This is a genomic window from Mycobacterium liflandii (genome assembly GCF_022354805.1).
Classification (GTDB): Bacteria; Actinomycetota; Actinomycetes; order Mycobacteriales; family Mycobacteriaceae; genus Mycobacterium; species Mycobacterium marinum.
The window spans coordinates 1922163-1936816 of sequence record NZ_CP023138.1; the positions used below are offsets into that span (position 1 = coordinate 1922163).

Here is a 14654-nt window from a genome sequence, read left to right on the forward strand (position 1 = left end):
GATTTCCTTGCCGGCACCCGACACGGATCGGGTCATCGGCTCAGTCCGGCGCCCCGGTGACCACACAGCGGGTGCGGCTGTAGATGGTCGGCATGCACTGGTTGCAGTGCGTGCAAGCCGAATGCACCCGGTTGCCTTCGGCGGCGATCCGGTTGATCAGATCCGGCTCGGCCAGCAGGGCACGTGCCATCGCGACGAATTCGAATCCCTCCGCCATGGCCAGATCCATGGTCTCGCGGTTGGTGATGCCGCCCAGCAAGATCAACGGCATCGACAACTCAGAGCGAAACAGCCGCGCATCCCGCAGCAGATAGGCGTCCCGATAGGGGTACTCCCGCAGGAACTTCTTGCCCATCATGCGCACCCCCCAGCGCATCGGGGGTTTGAAAGCGGCGGCGAACTCCTTGACCGGCGCATCGCCGCGGAACAGGTACATGGGGTTGACCAGCGAACTGCCCGCGGTCAGCTCGATCGCGTCCAGCCCACCGTCTTCTTCGAGCCATTTGGCGGTTCTCAGCGACTCCTCGGTGCTGATGCCGCCGCGAACCCCGTCGGCCATGTTGAGCTTGGCGGTCACCGCGACATGGCTGATCCCGTCCTTGTCCAGGGCGCCGCGGACGGCCCGCACCAATCCACGCGCGACCTTGGCCCGGTTCTCCAGCGAACCACCGAACTCGTCCGCGCGTCGGTTGATCAGCGGAGAAAGAAAGGAACTGGCCAGGTAGTTATGGCCCAAATGGATTTCCACGGCGTCGAAACCCGCCTCGACCGCCAACCGGGCGGCGTTGGCGTGCGCGGCCAGCACGTCGTCGATGTCATCGCGGGTCGCCCTCTTGGCGAACCGCATCGCGATCGGATTGAAGAATCGCACCGGGGCCAGGGCGGTCGCCTTGTTGGAACGGGCGTCGGCCACCGGGCCGGCGTGCCCGATCTGGGCGCTCACCGCCGCGCCCTCGGCGTGGATCGCCTCGGTGAGTCGGCGCAGCCCCGGCACCGCTTCCCGGCGCATCCAGATCTGTTCCCCGCTGGTGCGCCCGCCGGGGGAGACCGCGCAATAGGCGACGGTGGTCATGGCGATCCCGCCCGCGGCGGGTTGGCGGTGATATTCGATCAGATCGTCGGTCACCAGCGCATTGGGTGTCCGGGCCTCGAAGGTCGCCGCTTTGATGACGCGATTGCGCAGCGTCAGCGGGCCGAGCTGGGCGGGGCTGAGCACGTCCGGCGTGGGGGACATAAGGGCGAGCGTAATGGCGATCGCAAGCGCCGCACCCGGGTTTGCCGGCCGGGTGGCGCGGGGTCAGCCTGACCGGGCCCCGATGCGCTCATGCCAGACTGTCTGGCGTGGGCGCAATAACGCTGGATGGCAAGGCCACCCGCGACGAGATCTTCGTCGATCTCAAACAGCGGGTCTCGGAACTGAACGCATCGGGCCGCACACCCGGGCTGGCCACCATCTTGGTCGGTGAGGACCCGGGGTCACAGGCCTATGTGCGCGGCAAACACTCCGACTGCGCCAAGGTGGGCATCACATCGATCCGCCGCGACCTGCCGGCCGACATCTCGACCGCCACGCTCAACGAGACGATCGACGAACTCAACGCCAACCCGGACTGCACGGGCTACATCGTGCAGTTGCCGCTGCCGAAGCATCTGGACGAGAACGCCGCACTGGAGCGCATCGACCCGGGCAAGGACGCGGACGGCCTGCACCCCACTAACCTGGGCCGGCTGGTGCTCAACACACCGGCCCCGCTGCCCTGCACCCCGCGCGGCATCGTGCACCTGCTGCGCCGCTACGACGTCCCGATTGCGGGGGCACATGTGGTGGTGATCGGCCGGGGCGTGACGGTCGGGCGCCCCTTGGGGCTGCTGCTCACCCGCCGCTCGGAGAACGCCACGGTCACCCTGTGCCATACCGGAACCCGCGATTTGCCCACACTGACCAGGCAGGCCGACATCATCGTCGCCGCGGTCGGGGTGCCCCACATGTTGACCGCCGACATGGTGCGCCCCGGTGCCGCGGTCGTCGACGTGGGCGTGAGCCGAGTCGACAGCAAACTGACCGGTGATGTGCATCCCGACGTATGGGAGGTCGCCGGCCACGTCTCGCCCAATCCCGGCGGCGTCGGACCGTTGACCCGGGCGTTTCTGTTGACCAACGTCGTAGAGCTGGCCGAACAGCGATGACCGTGCGGGATTTCGCCGGGCGCGCGCTGCGCGCTCAATGGCCAATCCTGCTGGTCGGGCTGATCTTCGCGGTGGCGTTCGCGCTGGCCGGGGCAAACTTCTGGCGCCGAGGTTCGTTGTTGATCGGAATCGGTGTGGGTGTGGCCGCCGCGCTGCGGTTGGTGTTGTCCGACGACCGGGCCGGCCTGCTGACGGTGCGCAGCAAAGCGACCGACTTCATCACCATGACCTCGGTCGGCGCCGCGATGGTCTACATCGCGTCCACGATCGATCCGCTTGGTACCGGCTGAGCCCTAGAACCCGGGTACGCCCGGTACGCCGGGTATGGCCGGCACCCCCGGAATGCCCTGCAGGGGGAGATTGCCGCTGGTCACCCTGGCCATCACCGACGGGCAGTACATGGAAATCGCGATACTGGTGAAGGTAGCCGCCATCTCCGGAGACATGCCGCTACCGCCGGCGACGACCTTCGACGCCGCCGAATTGAAGGATCCACCCGGCTCGGACAGGACCGGGCACACACTTCGGCCCAATGCCTCCGCACCTCCCGCGTCGCCGTAGTTGACCCCGGCCGCGTTCAACGCGTTGATGAACGCGTCGTCGACGGAGTCGGCCTCAGCCGGCGCCGCGAGCGCGGCAGAAGCGGTCAGCAAGCCCGCGGCCCCCGCCAGCAGCCGAACGGTCAATGGTTGGTAGCGCCATGCCCTCATGCTTGCTCCCATCGGATTTGGAGCGCACCAGGGCCATCCGGGCACACTCAAGCAACCTCAGGAACCTTGCTCGCTCGTTGTCACATTTCGAACACGATGCCGTAAAAGTTTGCGCTCTATGTGTATTGGATCTCGGCCGGTATCCCAGCCTTCCGGTACGTGATGGTGTTGCAACGACACGATCCCGTCACGGCGTGACGCAACACGTGATGCGGCAGTGCGGTTGGCCGCGCGGTGTACAATAATGCGGCCCATGATTTCTCGCCAGACGTTTCTTCGCGGCGCCTCCGCAGCGACGGCGGCCGGGTTGGGTTCGGCCCTATTCGGATCCGCACGTGCTGTGGCCGAACCGGTCAGTGGTTGGAGCGCTCTGGCGTCCTCCATCGGGGGCCGGGTGCTGCTGCCGAGCAACGGCGCCTCATTTACTTCCGGCAAGCAGGTTTTCAACTCGCTCTACAACAACTCGAACCCGGCGGCGGTGGTGACAGTCACGTCGCAGGCCGACGTGGAGAAGGCGGTCGCGTTCGCGGCCGCCAACAAGCTCAAGATCGCCCCGCGCGGCGGCGGACACTCCTACATTGGCGCGTCGACCGCCGTCGGTGTGATGGTGATCGACCTGCGTGGGCTGCCGGGCGGAGTGAATTTCGATGCCGGCAGCGGAACCGTCACGGTGCCCGCCGGGGTGAGTCTGACCGACGTGCACCAGGTGCTGGCCGGCGCCGGCCGGGCAATTCCGACCGGCAGCTGCCCGACCGTGGGTGTGGGCGGCTTGGCGCTCGGCGGCGGAATGGGCGCCGACTCCCGCCACGCCGGCCTTACCTGCGATGCGCTGCGGTCGGCTACCGTCGTGTTGCCCAGCGGAGAAACGGTGACCGCCTCCGCGGAGGATCATCCCGATTTGTTCTGGGCGTTGCGCGGTGGTGGGGGAGGGAACTTCGGGGTTACCACGGCGATGACGTTCGAGACGTTCCCGGTCGCCGACTCCGATGTGGTGCGCGTCGACTTCACTCCTTCGTCGGCGGCGCAGGTGCTGGCCGGCTGGCAGACCTGGCTGGCAGCGGCCGACCGCGACACCTGGGGCCTGGTCGACATGTCGGTAAGTGCCGCACAGGCCAATTGCCATGTGCTGGCGACATGTCCGGCGGGTGCGGGGCGGGGAGTGGCCGACGCGATCAAGTCCGCTGTCGGTGCGCAGCCCACCGGCATCGAGACCAAGACGTTCAACCACATGGAATTGGTGAAGTACCTGGCCGGCGGCAGCTCCGCGAGTTCACCGCGTGGCTTCGTGGCCGGATCCGATGTCATCGGCACCGTGAATTCCGCTGCAGCACAAGCAATTGTCGCGGCGGTGGGGAAATGGCCGCCGGCGTCGGGGCGGGCGTCGGCGCTGGTCGACACGCTTACCGGAGCGGTGGGTGACATCGACCCGACCGCTACCGCCTTCCCATGGCGGCGTCAGTCGGCGGTCGTGCAGTGGTATGTCGAGACGCCCAGCAGTGGGCAAACGGCCGCTGCCACCAAATGGATCAACTCCGCACACCAAGCGGTGCAACAGTTCTCGGTCGGCGGCTACGTCAACTATCTGGAAGCCAACACCGCGCCCTCGCGATACTTCGGGTCGAATCTGTCTCGGTTGACCCAAATCCGCCAGCGATACGACCCCAGCCGGTTGATGTACTCCGGACTCAACTTCTGACGGCTACCCCCTCGGGATCGGGCCGCTCGGGGGGCAGCAGACGGGGTTGGTGACCCAGTAGCCGCCGGTGGGGGGACGGGTTTCACCGGCGAAGCCGTAGAGGTTGGCTGGGTCCGGTTTGCCAGTCGTGGCCGTACGCCCGGCCTGCGGTGCGCGCCACGCCCCGTGCGCGGGCGGCTTTCGCTGGGCCGATTTGGTTCTCCGAACGGTCTATCCACCCGTCGGATCATCCCCTAACGTCTTAGCTGTGCTCGACCACTCGATTTCCGCAGTGTTGCGGGAACGTGCCAGTCTGCGGCCCAGCGAGACCGCATTCACCTTCATCGATTACGGACGGGACTGGGCGGGGATTGCGGAAACTCTGACGTGGTCACAACTGCATCGGCGGACGTGCAACGTCGCGCGGGAGCTCAAAGCCTGCGGGGCGACCGGGGACCGCGCCGTGGTGCTGGCGCCGCAGGGACTTGACTACATCGTTGCGTTTCTCGGCGCACTGCAGGCCGGTCAGATCGCGGTTCCGCTCTCGGCTCCGCTGGGCGGGGCCAGCGACGAGCGCGTTGGTTCGGTGTTGCGCGACGCGTTGCCCTCGGCCATTCTCACCACGTCCCCGATCGCCGGCGACGTCGCCGAGTGCATCACGTTGACGCCGGGGGAGCGCGCGCCCTCAGTCATCGAGGTTGACCTGCTGGACCCCGACTCCGGGCAAGGACCCGCCGCCGAGTCCGACAGCGGGTCAGACATTGCGTATCTGCAGTACACCTCCGGGTCGACCCGGACGCCGGCGGGCGTCGTGGTCTCGCACAGAAACCTTCTGGCCAATGTCGAACAGGGCATGTCCGCCTATTTCGGCGACCACGGGCGCGCTGCCCCGCCCGACACGACCGTGGTGTCGTGGCTGCCGTTTTTTCACGACATGGGCTTGATGTTCGGAATCATCATGCCGCTGCTGGAGGGATTCCACAGCGTGCTCACCAGCCCGATATCGTTCTTGCAGCGCCCGGCCCGGTGGATGCAGTTGCTGGCCAGCAACTGTCAGGTGTTTTCGGCAGCACCGAACATCGCTTTCGAATTGGCGGCACGAAAGACATCAGACGACGACCTGGCCGGGCTTGACCTCGGCGGCGTGCGCAACATTCTCAGTGGTGCCGAGCGGGTACAACCCGCGACGCTGGCGCGCTTCGCGCAGCGGTTCGCCCGCTTCCACCTTCATCCCAGGGCACTACGGCCGTCATACGGGTTCGCGGAAGCCACCGTGTTCGTGGCAACCCGCGAATGGGGCCAACCGCCGGTGACCGTTTACTTCGACTCCGACGAACTGACCGCCGGCCACGCGAAGCGGTGCGCAACCGGGACCGGTACGGCGCTGATCAGTTACGGCGCAGCGCAATCGCCGACGGTACGCATCGTCGACCCGCAGACCGCCACCGAGTGTCCGGCCGGCGTGGTCGGCGAGATCTGGGTGCACGGCGACAACGTCGCGGCCGGCTACTGGCACCGGCCCCAAGAGACCGAACGCACCTTCGGCGCAACGCTTGTCGGCCCGTCGCCGGGCACACCACCGGGACCTTGGCTGAGAACCGGAGATTTGGGCGCCTTCTCCGAAGGAGAGCTGTTCATCATCGGCCGCATCAAGGATCTGCTGATCATCTACGGGCGCAACCACTCACCCGACGACATCGAGGCGACGATCCAGGAGGTCACTCGGGGCCGCTGCGTGGCGATAGCGGTTCCCGATGACGGCGGCGTCGAGAAGCTGGTTGTCATTGTCGAATTCAAGACGCGGGAGACGTCGCACGAGGCCACGATGCACCGAATGGGCGTCGTCCGCCGTGACGTCATCGCCGCGATATCGAAGACACACGGTCTCAATGTGGCGGATCTCGTTCTGGTGCCGCCCGGTTCGATTCCCCTGACCACAAGCGGCAAGGTCAGACGACGGGAGTGCCTGCAGCGGTATCTGCACGACGAGTTCACCCGCTTGGACGGGCAGCTCCGCGAACCCGGGCCGCGGGTGGCCGATGCCGCGGCTGCGGATGCGGACGCCGGGGCCGACTCAGGGTTGGTGCAACGGCTGCGGCTGCTGCGCCACCAGCAACATGACCTGCTGGTGGGGGTGGTGTGCGCGCAGGCGGCGACGGTTTTGGACTATCCCAGCCCCAACGACATCGACCCCGAGTGGGCGTTCCAGGACCTGGGATTCGATTCGGTGAAAGCCACCGAATTGCTTGACCGTCTGCAAACGGTCACCGAGCTGACATTGCCGCCAACCCTGGCTTTCGACTACCCCACGCCGGTCGCCTTGGCCACCCACCTGGGCCAGCTGTTGAGCGGATCGGTTGCGGTGGCCGCGCCGGTGCAGCCTCGGGTGAGCACCGATGAGCCGGTGGCCGTGGTGGGGATGGCGTGTCGGTTCCCGGGCGGCGTGGATTCGGCTGCGGCGCTATGGGATCTGGTCGCCGGCGGCACCGAGGCGGTGGGGGAGTTTCCGGCGGACCGGGGCTGGAACCTGGCGGAGTTGTTTGATCCCGATCCGGATGTGGTGGGCAAGACCTACGCCCGCGCTGGATCGTTTGTGGCCGACGTCGCCGGATTTGACGCCGAATTCTTCGGTATCTCGGCGCGGGAAGCCCAAACCATGGATCCCCAGCAGCGGTTGCTGCTGGAAGTGTGTTGGGAAGCGTTGGAAACCGCCCAGATTGATCCGGCCGCGTTGCTGCGCTCGAAGACCGGGGTGTTCGTCGGAGCGTGGTTACAGCAATACGGCGGTGGGTCCGAAGGCGCGGAGGGATACGGCTTGACTGGTCTGTCCACCAGCGTGGCTTCCGGTCGTGTCGCCTATGCGCTGGGTTTGCAGGGGCCCGCCATCGCCATCGACACGGCGTGCTCTTCGTCGCTGGTGGCCGCGCATTTGGCGTGTCAGTCCTTGCACACCGGAGAGTCGACTCTTGCCCTCGCCGGGGGCGTCACCGTGATGACCACGCCGGCGGTGTTCACCGAGTTCGCCCGGCAGCGCGGGCTGGCCGCAGATGGGCGCTGCAAAGCGTTTTCCGCCGCCGCCGATGGCACCGGCTGGGGCGAAGGGGCCGCGGTGCTGGTGCTGGAACGGCTCAGCGATGCAAATCGCAACGGCCACCCGGTGTTGGCGGTCATCGCCGGATCGGCGATCAACCAAGATGGCGCCTCAAACGGTTTGACCGCCCCCAGCGGGCCCGCTCAACAACGGGTCATCACCCAGGCCGTCGCCAACGCGGGTGTCGGGCTCGATGAGGTTGATGCCGTGGAGGCCCACGGCACCGGCACCACGCTGGGCGACCCGATCGAGGCCGGAGCCTTGATCGCCACTTACGGCGCTGCACATCACCCAGACCATCCACTGTGGCTGGGATCGATTAAATCGAACATCGGCCACACCCAAGCCGCAGCTGGTGTCGCCGGACTGATCAAGATGATCGCGGCCCTCAACCACGACAGTCTGCCGCCGACCCTCAACGTTGATCGCCCCAGCCCGCACGTCGACTGGTCGGCCGGCACCGTCCGCGTCCTCACCGAGCCGGTGCCCTGGCCGGTCACCGATCATCCCCGTACCGCGGCGGTGTCCTCGTTTGGAATCAGCGGCACCAACGCACATCTGATCCTGCAACAGGCCCCCACCCCGTCGAGCGGATCGCCTGAGCCGGCCGGTCGGCCCCAGCACGGTGCCGAACTCGGGCTGCCCATGTGGCCCGTTTCGGCGCGAACCCCGGCAGGGTTGGCTGCCCAAGCCGAACGGCTGCACCAACACCTGCTCCGCCATCGGGACCTCGATCTCACCGACGTGGGCTACAGCCTGGGCTGCACCCGCACCCACCACCCGCACCGGGCTGTCGTGACGGTGCCGGCCGCGAGCCCCGATCCCCGGGCTGAGCTGTTGGCGGCACTGCAGGCGTTGGCTGCCGGCGACCCGCACCCTCAACTCGTCCAACACCACCTACGGTCGACATCGGCGGGAAAGACCGTATTCGTCTTCCCCGGCCAGGGCGGCCAATACCCGGGCATGGCCGCCGAGCTATACCGCCGTCACCAGGTGTTCTCCCGTGCGCTTGACGAGTGTGATCAGGCTTTGTTCGCCTGGACAGGCTGGTCGGTAGGTGCCGTGGTGCGCGGTGAGCCCAGCGCCATGGCGCTGGAGCGGGTCGATGTGGTCCAACCGGTGTTGTTCGCGGTCATGGTGTCTTTGGCCCGCACCCTGATCAGCTACGGGATCGAACCGGACGCGGTGATCGGACATTCCCAGGGCGAGATTGCCGCGGCCTATGTCGCCGGGGTGTTCACCCTCGAGCAGGTCGCCAAAATCGTGGCACTGCGCAGTGCCGCCCTCGCGGATCTGTCCGGGACCGGGGGGATGGCGTCGGTGTTGCTCGGCGCTGACGAAGTGGCGGCGCGGCTGCGGCCTTACGGTGACGCGCTGACGGTCGCTGCGGTCAACGGCCCCACCCACACCATCATCAGCGGTGATCCCCCCGCGATTGAGGCGTTCGTCGCCGCCGGTGAGGTCGATGGCATCCAGATCCGTTCCAACACCGTCGATTACGCCTCACACTGCGGACAGGTCGAGCCGGCGCGCGAGCGCCTACTCGGCGAGTTGGCCGGGTTGACCCCGGCGCCGGGACGGATTGCCTTGTATTCCACCGTGCATGGCGTCACGTCGGACCAGCCGTTGGACACCATCACGATGACCGCCGACTACTGGTACGCCAACCTGCGACAACCGGTCCGCTTCTACGACAGCATCAAAGTTCTGCTGGCCGCTGCCGAGTAGGTGTTTGTGGAAATATCCCCGCACCCGGTGCTGGCCCCGGCCATCACCGACACCTTGGCCGCCAGCAACGGGCGACGCCCCGGCTCGGTGGTGATTCCGACCCTGCATCGCGAGCGACCCGACCTGGACGCCCTCACTACGACGCTGGCGCGGTTGCAGGTTCATGGTCGTAGCCCGGCCTGGCCGGTGGTGTATCCGCACGCCCGCCCGGTGCCGCTGCCGACGTATCCGTTCCAGCACCATCGGTATTGGCTCACAACGGGACCGGGCAATGACGCGGCTGGTCTTGGTCTGGATCGCGTCGGGCATCCATTGTTGGGGGCGATCACCGCGTTGGCGGACCGAGACGAGGTGATCGCCACTGGCCGGTTGGCTCTTGGTGTGCAGGGCTGGCTTGGCGCTCACCGGGTGGGCGATGTGGTGGTGCTGCCGGGCACCGCCTTCGTCGACATGGCGTTGGCGGTCGGGGATTACGTGGGGTGCCCGGCCGTTGCCGAACTGGTGTTGCACGCCCCCCTGGTGCTTGCCGAAGACACGCCGACCGATATCCAGATCGGCGTGGCCGGCGCCGATGGGGGTGCACGGCGCGCGTTCAACGTCCATGCCCGCACCGGTACCGGCCACCGCGGCGAGACGGGGTGGGTGTTACATGCCAGCGGAATCCTGGCCGCCGAACCAGCCGCTGCCGGCCAACCTCCCATGGCGGCCTTGCCGGTGACGGAATTCGATGTCGCGGACTTCTACCAGCGGCTGGCCGACCGCGGTCTGCACTATGGCCCTCCGTTCTGCTCGGTGCTCGGGATCGGCCACGAGCCGGCCGACCCCGACCACATCTACGCCGAGGTGGCCCTGCCCGCCGGAACCGACATCACCGGCTACGGAATCCACCCGGCTCTGCTGGACGCCGCGCTGCATCCGATGGCCGCCGCCCTGGGCGCCGGGGCGGACTCGGAGTCGGCGGCGGTCCGGCTTCCGTTCGTCTTGAGCGGGGTCACCCTGCATGCGACCGCGGCCACCCGGCTGCAGGTGTGGCTGACCCACAGCAGTGCCGACACCTTCACCCTGTACGCCAGCGATCCCGCCGGCGCGCCGGTGATCAGCATCGACACGGTTGTTGTGCGGGCCCTACCCGACCTGGCGACTCTCACCCCACCCACGACGGCGACGTCATCCGGGCGGGGCTTGTGGGAGCTGGCCTGGCCACCGCTGTCCTCGGCCGGCGCGCCCGGTGCCGCCGCCGTGGCCGAGCCGCCGGCGTGGGTGGTGTTTGCCGAAGATCCCGATGCCGTCTCGGCTGGTCTGCGCAACGGCGTCAGGAGCCCCGATTTGGATGCCGTGCGGCCATGTCCCCCGGTGGTGATTTGGTCCTTGTCCCCGCCGGATCTTCGCGGCGATGACGATGCCGTCGTGTCGAGCATGCATTCGCTGACCCGACACGCGTTGGCCGCGGTTGCGGCCTGGTTGGCCCGCCCCGACACGGCCGAGACGGTGCTGGTGGTTCTGACCTGTCGCGCGGTGGCGATCAACGCCTATGAGCGGGCGCCGAATCCGGCTCAGGCAGCGGTGTGGGCGCTGCTGCACAGCGCCCAAAGCGAGCACCCGGGCCGGATCCGGTTGGTCGACACCGACCACGCCGCCAGCAGTACCGACACGCTGCTACAACTGCTGGGCAGCTGCACGGGTACGGGCGGTGAACCCCAGCTGGCCCTGCGCGCCGGTGTCGCTCACATGCCCCGGCTGGCCCCGACCCGGGCGTTGACCCCACCCCCCACCCCGCACTGGCGGCTAATCACCAGCGGTAGCGGGGATTTGGCCGACCTGACCCTGGCCCCCACCCCCGCACCAGCAGAACTGGGGCCCGGCCAGATCCGAGTGCAGATCCGCGCTGCGGGCTTGAACTCCGATGATGTGGCGGTCGCGTCAGCCGCGACCAGCCACCGCGACGCTGGTGGTGAGGGCCAACAAGACCACCAAGGGCTTGGGGTGGAAGCCGCCGGGATCGTCATCGACACCGCCGGCGATGTCGACGACTTCGCGCCGGGGGATGCGGTGATGGGGATCTTCCCCAATAACGCATTCACCCCCACCGCGGCCACCGATCACCGCGCTGTGGTGGCGATCCCGCCGGGCTGGTCCTGCCCCCAAGCGGCCTCGGTCCCGGTCGCGTTTGTGACCGCATACAGCGCTCTGATCGATATCGCGGCGCTCCGCGCCGGACAGCGGGTGCTCATCCACTCCGGCGCCGGTGCGGTTGGCCGGGCCGCGATCCGCATTGCGCAGCACCTGGGTGCCGAGGTGTTCGCGACCGCCGATCCCGCCGAGCAGCACATCCTGCGCGGGTTGGGCATTCCCGAGGATCACATCGCTTCCTCCCGCGCCCGGGACTTCGGCGACACCTTGGCCGCGGCCACCGGCGGGCGCGGGATGGACGTGGTCTTGAACGATCTGCGCGGCGATCTTGTCGATGCGTCGCTGCGGCTACTGGCCGCGCCCGGGTGCTTTGTCGAGATCGCCAGACGCGACATCCGGGAAGCCACCGACGTCGCACAAACCCATCCCGGCCTGAGATACGTCGTCTACGACATCAGCACGGCCACGCCCGAACGGCTGCAACGCACCTGGGCCGCGGTGAGCGAGCTGATCAATGCCGCGGTCATCGAGCCCCCGCCCGTGACGGCCTACGGGCTGCTGCGCGCTCGCCAAGCGTTTCGGGATATCAGCGAGGCCCGGCCTACCGGGAAAATCGTGCTCATCGCCCCTGCGGCACTCGACCCGGCGGGCACCGTGTTGATCACCGGGGGCACCGGCATGCTCGGCGGCCTGTTCGCCGAACACCTGCTCACTCACTACGGTGTGCGCCGGCTGCTGTTGACGTCCCGACGCGGCCCCAGCGGCGTCGGGGCGGCCGAGCTTGCGGAGCGCCTGAATGGGTTGGGTGCCCAGGTCACCATCAGCGCCTGCGACTGTGCCGACCCCGCCCAGTTGGCGGCCCTGATCGACTCGATTCCCACCGAGCACCCGCTGACCGCGGTCATCCATGCTGCCGGAGTGCTCGACGACGCGGTGACGAGCCAACTCACCGCACAGCAGCTCGACACCGTGCTGGCCGCCAAAGCCGATAGCGCCTGGCACCTACACCAGTTAACCGCCAACACCGAGCTGGCCGCGTTCGTGTTGTTCTCCTCTGCCGCCGGGGTCCTGGGGGCCCCGGGACAGGCCAACTACGTCGCGGCCAACGCCGTCCTGGACGCCCTGGCCCGCGAGCGCGGGCCAGGAGCCACCAGTCTGGCCTGGGGGTATTGGCAGCCCTCCTCGGGGATGACCGGCCACCTCGATGCCCGCGATCAAGCCCGCCTGACCCGCAGCGGCATGGTCCCGATCACCACCAGCGCGGGTCTGGCTCTCTTCGACGCTGCCCTTGGCGTGCAGCACCCCAATCTGATCCCGGCCCCGCTGAGCACCCGAGCGCTGGCGGCCCTGGCCCGCGAGAGCAGCCTGCCCCCGATCTTCTCGGCGCTGATCAGCACCCGGCCCCAAGCCGCCATGGCCGACTCACGCGCGCTCGGCGCCCGGCTGGCGGGACTGACCCCCGAGCAACAACACGCCATGCTGACCAAACTGGTCCTCACCGCCACCGCGGCGGTGCTGGCACACCCGGACCCGGCCGCCATGGACCCGGACCAGCCGTTCAAAGACCTCGGTATCGACTCGCTCAGCGCGCTGGAACTGCGCGGAGCCCTGTCGGCCCAATCCGGAGTGGACCTGCCGGCCACTCTCATCTTCGACCACCCCAGCCCCGCCAGCGTTGCCGTCCACCTGGCCGACCTGCTCAGCGTCGCCGCGGTGCCCGCGGCCGCGGCGGCTCAGGTCGGCAAGCGTGCCGCCGAGCCGGCCGACGATAGGCTCGCCTACCTGGATCAAGCGGCATTCCTCGGGCTGCGGGCGGGCTACGGCTCGCTGATCCAGATGATTTGGATCTACGACCGGGCCGTCGATGTCGAGGGGTTGCGGCGTTTCCACCGCAATCTCGGATGCGGGTTGTTGGGACGCCGGATCGAGCGGTCTCCGTTGCCGTTCGCGCGTGATCGCTGGGTCTCGGCTCCGGTGTCGCAGAAGATCGACTTCGCCACAACGCCACGACGGCGCGCAGATGTGGGCGCATGGGCCGATGAGCGGGCGCGCCTGCCCATCGATCCGGAGTGGGGGCCGGGCTGGCATCTTGGCTTCGTTGGACTCGATGACGGCGGCACCGCGGTGAGCCTGGTGGCTTCGCACACGATCGCCGACGCGATCGCTTTCGGCCAGGCGGTGGTCAATGCGGCCGAGGGGAGGACCCAGGATCTGGGTTATCCGGCTGCGGGGTCGCGCATCCTCCGGCGGGCGCTGCGCGAGGATCTCCGGCAAACCGTCAATGAGCTGCCCAAGATCGCGCACGCGTTCGGCGGTGTGGTTCGTCGGCTTCGCCGCGATCGCCAGGAACTGCAATCCTCGATCAAAGCGGCCCCGCCGCCGCTGCGGATGGCCGGTGGCGACCATTCCGTCGAGGTGCCTGCCGTGACCGCCTACATCGACCTGGCGGACTGGGATGCGTGCGCCAAAAGGCTTGGTGCGAAGAGTAACTCGCTTGTGGGAGGGGTTGCCTGCAGACTGGCGGCGAGGGTTGGGCGGGTTCAGGGCGACGGAACGGTCACCCTGCGCATTGTGGTGTCGCTTCGCACCCAAGACGACACCCGTGGCAACGCACTGACGGCCGTTGACGTCGCGGTCGACCCGGCACACGCGGCGACAGACCTCAGGGAGATGCACGCCAAGATCACCCGGGCAATCCTGGAAGGGATGGAGGATCTCGACAACGAGTTCTTGGCGCCGCTGCCACTGGCGGCGATAACTCCGAGGTGGGTGGCCAGGAGGCTGGTTGGGATGGCAGCGGGTGGCCCCACTCTCCCCGTCACTTGCTCCAATGTCGGTGACGTGCCTCCGGCCGCCAACCGGCCCGACGGCACCGATGCCGACTTCGCCTACATCAGACTGGTCGAGCCCGATATCGCCAAAAGCGTGCTCGAGGGCACCGGTGGACGAATGCTGCTGGCTTCGGGGCGGGGCCGCGGCAAGATGTGCATCGGAATCTCTGCGTATCTTGTCGGTCATTCCAACACCAAAGATGATCTGCGCGAGGTCGTTTCACGTATCTTCGCCGAATTCGGTCTGAATGCGGAGATCGACTGTTAGCGGGCGGGGCCATTGCGCGGCTTGGGAACTCCGC

The 14654-nt window shown here is 67.8% G+C and carries 5 protein-coding genes and 1 pseudogene; 4 read left to right on the forward strand and 2 right to left on the reverse strand.

Going from position 1 to position 14654, the window contains the following annotated elements; translation table 11 throughout:
* Positions 1–40: 40 nt before the first annotated feature.
* Positions 41–1234, reverse strand: a complete 1194-nt coding sequence (locus CKW46_RS08795; protein WP_012393056.1) for an NADH:flavin oxidoreductase — start codon at positions 1232–1234, stop codon at positions 41–43.
* Between the two features lie 107 nt (positions 1235–1341).
* Between CKW46_RS08795 and CKW46_RS08800 the strand changes: the two genes are divergently transcribed.
* Both CKW46_RS08800 and CKW46_RS08805 read left to right on the forward strand, forming a co-directional pair.
* Complete coding sequence (locus CKW46_RS08800) at positions 1342–2187, forward strand: bifunctional methylenetetrahydrofolate dehydrogenase/methenyltetrahydrofolate cyclohydrolase (RefSeq protein WP_015354771.1); 846 nt, start codon at positions 1342–1344, stop codon at positions 2185–2187.
* Positions 2184–2477 carry a DUF3017 domain-containing protein gene (locus CKW46_RS08805; protein WP_011739583.1) on the forward strand — a complete coding sequence of 98 codons (294 nt, stop codon included), beginning with the start codon at positions 2184–2186 and terminating at the stop codon, positions 2475–2477. The genes CKW46_RS08800 and CKW46_RS08805 overlap by 4 nt, the downstream gene beginning before the upstream one ends.
* A 3-nt stretch (positions 2478–2480) precedes the next feature.
* Here the strand turns inward: CKW46_RS08805 and CKW46_RS08810 are convergent, their stop codons facing one another.
* The gene (locus tag CKW46_RS08810) at positions 2481–2897 is read right to left on the reverse strand and encodes a DUF732 domain-containing protein (RefSeq protein WP_482053057.1); all 417 of its coding nucleotides are present in this window, start codon (positions 2895–2897) and stop codon (positions 2481–2483) included.
* 244 nt (positions 2898–3141) lie between these two features.
* Between CKW46_RS08810 and CKW46_RS08815 the strand changes: the two genes are divergently transcribed.
* Positions 3142–4593, forward strand: coding sequence for an FAD-dependent oxidoreductase (locus CKW46_RS08815; RefSeq protein ID WP_117436979.1), 1452 nt, complete (start codon positions 3142–3144; stop codon positions 4591–4593).
* Positions 4594–4840: 247 nt separating this feature from the next.
* A pseudogene (locus tag CKW46_RS08820) lies at positions 4841–14620 on the forward strand (fatty-acid--AMP ligase).
* Positions 14621–14654: the final 34 nt, after the last annotated feature.